Source organism: Streptomyces sp. CA2R106, assembly GCF_037034245.1.
Taxonomy (GTDB): domain Bacteria; phylum Actinomycetota; class Actinomycetes; order Streptomycetales; family Streptomycetaceae; genus Actinacidiphila.
This window is the reverse complement of sequence record NZ_JBAGKC010000085.1, coordinates 1-3,735: the sequence shown is the minus strand read 5'-3', so window position 1 is coordinate 3,735 and position 3,735 is coordinate 1. Positions and strand designations below refer to the sequence as shown.

At 67.3% G+C, this 3,735-nt stretch carries 3 protein-coding genes and 2 pseudogenes; 2 read left to right on the top strand and 3 right to left on the bottom strand.

The features are described 5' to 3' along the window. Together WA788_RS35075 and WA788_RS35070 are read right to left on the bottom strand one after the other, a co-directional pair. Positions 1-249 (bottom strand): annotated as a pseudogene (locus WA788_RS35075) (tyrosine-type recombinase/integrase); the annotation flags it as partial. A gap of 16 nt (positions 250-265) precedes the next feature. Further along, on the bottom strand, positions 266-1,129 hold the full coding sequence (locus tag WA788_RS35070; RefSeq protein ID WP_335984434.1) for a nuclease-related domain-containing protein: 864 nt from the start codon (positions 1,127-1,129) through the stop codon (positions 266-268). A gap of 947 nt (positions 1,130-2,076) precedes the next feature. On the opposite strand from WA788_RS35070, the gene WA788_RS35065 reads away from it, so the two are divergent. Together WA788_RS35065 and WA788_RS35060 are read left to right on the top strand one after the other, a co-directional pair. Next, positions 2,077-2,277 (top strand): hypothetical protein, encoded by a 201-nt coding sequence (locus tag WA788_RS35065; RefSeq protein WP_335984432.1) that lies wholly within the window; start codon positions 2,077-2,079, stop codon positions 2,275-2,277. A gap of 84 nt (positions 2,278-2,361) precedes the next feature. Then, positions 2,362-3,081 (top strand): annotated as a pseudogene (locus WA788_RS35060) (transposase). Positions 3,082-3,099: 18 nt separating this feature from the next. On the opposite strand, the gene WA788_RS35055 reads toward WA788_RS35060, so the two are convergent. Beyond that, positions 3,100-3,354 carry a hypothetical protein gene (locus tag WA788_RS35055; protein WP_335984431.1) on the bottom strand — a complete coding sequence of 85 codons (255 nt, stop codon included), beginning with the start codon at positions 3,352-3,354 and terminating at the stop codon, positions 3,100-3,102. Positions 3,355-3,735: the final 381 nt, after the last annotated feature.

The following is a 3,735-nucleotide window of genomic DNA, read 5'->3' as shown; positions in this document are numbered from 1 at the left end:
CCTGCGGGAACCCCGCTTCATCGCTTTGACGATCATGCCGTCGACCGCATCGGCGATCTCACGTTCACGCTCCTGGTTCCCGTGCTGGTGGATCAGCGCGGCCCGGCTCGAACCGTGACCGAGTCGCATCATCAGCTCGCGCGTGCTGGCGTCGGTGCGGGACGCCAGGGTGTTACCGGTGTGGCGGAGATCATGAAAGTGGAGCCCCTTGACCCCGACCTCGGCGCACGCCTTGCGCCACAGCCCCATCAGACCGCCTGACGAGTCACGCGTTCTCCCACAGGCGTCGGTCCCTAGCCACTTGGTATACGCGCTCCGCCTGCTCGGCCGTGAGCACGCCGGTGAGCGGAGCCAGGGACGACAGGCTGCGGTCCTCGAAGGCACGTACATCGAGCAGGGTCGGCACCACGCGGAGTTCGGCCGGCGCGACGAATGCCAGGATGCCTTGCGCCTTGACGGGGAACCCGCATGCCTTGGTCAGCACACGCGCCGCACGTTCGGCTTCTCGTCGTGCGGTACGGAGGTACGGGTACGCCTTGCCGTGATCCACCCGTACGGAGTGGTCGCCGACCCACACGTGCCGGTCCCGATGGTTCTTGGCGTTGACGGTGAAGACCCCGCCAGGCCCGATCAGCAGGTGATCTATGTCCGCCTTGATCCGCGGAAGCGGCACGGAGTGCAGCACGTACCACCCGCGGCGCGTCAGCCGGTTCAACTCCGCGCCGATGAGCTTTTCACCCGCGATGCCGAGGTTCCAGGAGTCGGTTCTGACCGGCCGCCGCATCAGCCACGCGAAGAGGCGGGCGACGAAGCCCGGCGGCTTCGCGGCGAGCCCGCGTAGGGAGTCGCCGGGTCTGTGCAGAGCGAGGTCGAACTCCGAGGGGATGGGGGTAGCCGTCTGCGTGGTCGGCGGCGGGACCGGGGAAATGGGAGCGGCCGGGGCGGATTCAGTCGCCGGCGTCCGGTAGGCCGTGAGAGCTGCACGTGCGGCTTCGCCGAGCACCTCGACGACTACGTGGACTTCACCGGTCCGGAGATCCTGCCAGGCAACGGCTTCGCCCTTGAGGGTGTTGACGTACAAGCGCTCCTGGCCGTATCGCTTCCACACCGAGACCCGTAACTCGTCCACGCATGCCCCCCGCGCTGAACCGTGTCGTGCGACCCATCGCAGCAGTGGAGCCGATCGCCGCGCAAGACCGCCCCACCGGCTGACGACCCGAGGCTGGTACAGATTTCTCCACCTCATCAAGGCTCCCGGCGTCGCTACTGCTCCGCCGGGCACGCGTCCGGCTTCCGGCCGCCCCGCGCGCGCCCGCGGTGGGTTGGCGAGCGACATGAGGTGCGACCGTCCAGCCAGGGTCAAGGCGGTGCCTCCGGCGGGGGCGCTCCGGCTCCGGCTCCGGGATGGCCCTACCCCGTTGGCGCCCGCGCCCGCGGATTCGTCGTGGGAGGGGTGCGGGCCGACGGCAGACGGGATGGGAGTAGGGGTGCATCGGTTGAGGTGGTGGAAGGCATGGCGGTTGAGGAGTCGACTGCCCAAGAGGTGACACGTGCCTGGCATGCTCCGTCCGTGCATAGAACTCATGACGAAGCGGACTGGCCGGCTGACCGCTGGATCTTCGGTCTCGAAGAGATCCCGGCGTCAGACAAGGATGAGACAGGGCTGCCGCACCGTGTTGCTCCCGATTACGGGATGACCGTCATAAGGGCACCCGACGGCACGCACGAGACCAGTGGGACGACTTGACGGCGCCGACTGCAGAGGTTCGGCGCATGCTGATTGACATGATGGACTTCGTCACCAGAGAGTCCAACCATCCGCTTCCCAGTTGGCGAATCCGCCGTCTCGGCGCCCGAGAACAGCGACCAGGACGACACACAGCCAACGGGACATAGCTCCGGGGCAGATGCTGTACAGCAGCGGAGTGCAGCAACCGTTCCGACCTCAGCCGACCGTCACTGCTGTTGGGTGCCTCCGTCACCACCCTCGTAGACCTCAGCGACCGTCCTGCCCATAAGTTCGCATCGAGACGACGAACCCTGACGCGCCGGCCAAAGCGCGGATACGCTGGGGCCATGGAGCCCAGCCAGGAACCCGCCGGCCCACTGTCGGAGGAGGAGTTCCAGCAATTCCTCAACATGCTCCGGCGCTACCTGCACCACGACTTGGACCAGTGGGAACTCCTCGTGACCCAGAGCGAGTACGGCCCGCTCTACGCGGTCTTCGCGAACAAGCTCCCGGAGGACTGGCCCGAGGACGTGTTCAGGCAGTTCTAGTGCCGCATCTGGCAACGTTCACCCCGTTGTGACGAGCCGTCCGGATGGTGATCCGGGCGGCTCGTTGTGCGTCATGCTGCTCGGGTGGCTGAGCGTGTCCGGGGCCGCGAGATCGATGACGACGAAGACGAAGGGCAGCGGTTGCTGCGGATCATCCGTCGGGGGCACCGGGTCAGTGGTGACCTGGAGGCGGGCCCAGATGGTGCTGTTATCGGCCCAGGGCATGGGACCCGAGGTCGTGTTCTGCATGGACGAGTTCGGGCGGCTCAATTTTCAACCCCTCCCCGGCCGCCAGTGGGCTGAACGCGGCGGGAAGCACAAGGACCCCGACCGCGAGCCCCGACAGCGCCGCCGCGCGACCTCCACCCGCCCACACGGGGTCCGGCACCTGTTCGCCGCCTACGACCTGGGCAAGGAGCAGCTCTGCGGCCACATCAAGAAGACCAAGAACCGTTCAAGTTCCTGGAGTTCTGCCGCTACCTGCGCTCCTTCCACCCCGCCGGCACGCGCATCTCGATCATCTGCGACAACTACTCCCCGCATCTGACCACCAAACGCTGCCAGCGGGTCGGGACCTGGGCCGCGGCGAACAACGTGGAGATCGCTTACACCCCGACCAACAGTTCCTGGCTCCACCGGATCGAGGCCCAGTTCGCCGCCCTTCGCTATTTCGCCCTTGACGGCACCGACCACCCCAGCCGGATGACCCAGGGCAGCATGATCCGCCGCTACATCATCTGGCGGAACAAGAACGCCTCCGACAAGCGCCTCAAAGCCCTCGTGAGCAGGACGAACGCCGCCTGACACCTACGGCAGACGGCATCACCACAGGTGCAGGAAACTTCGCACGTCGTCATAACCGTCGATGGCGCGGCCGTCCACGTCCGTCGGCTCCGCCTCAGCCCGCGCCGCCAGCGACTCCGCCAGCGCCAGGGCTTCATCACTGAGACGGCCAAAGCGTCGAGCGGTGTGTCCCAAGCACAGGCCGGCCAGCCCCAGCAGCGGACTCCCCGGCACAGCCCGCGTCCCGACCTGCACGCACCAGAAATCGACGAAGTCCGCGTCGTCGTCGTTCAACGCAGTCCCGACCAGAACTCCCGCCGCCTCGCCCTCTGCGGAGCGGTCACGAAGAGCCCGTTCCAACGTCTCAACCACCACCGTGTGAGGCAGCGCAGGAGGGTTCCCGAAGCTGAGATGAGAATGCACCCCGCGAGACTACGCGGGATGCATTCAAGAGGCGCCTGCCGCCGCCCCCACCTCGCGCGACGGGGCGAACGTTGCCTGATGCGGCACCAGTCCGCCAGAGTTCCCGTGCCCGGCGTGCCCGCTGCGTGCCCGGCTGAGGGGTGAAGGAGGGGGTGCCACAGGCAACAGCGGGCCGGAGGCCCTGAAGGCGCTGTACGGGCCCGTGCGACGTCACGGCGGGAGTACCCGCACTGGTCTTCCAACTAGCTACGA

Coding starts and splice junctions, on each gene's coding strand:
- WA788_RS35065 (WP_335984432.1), top strand. CDS start 2,077: ATGGAGCCCAGCCAGGAACCCGCCGGCCCACTGTCGGAGGAGGAGTTC.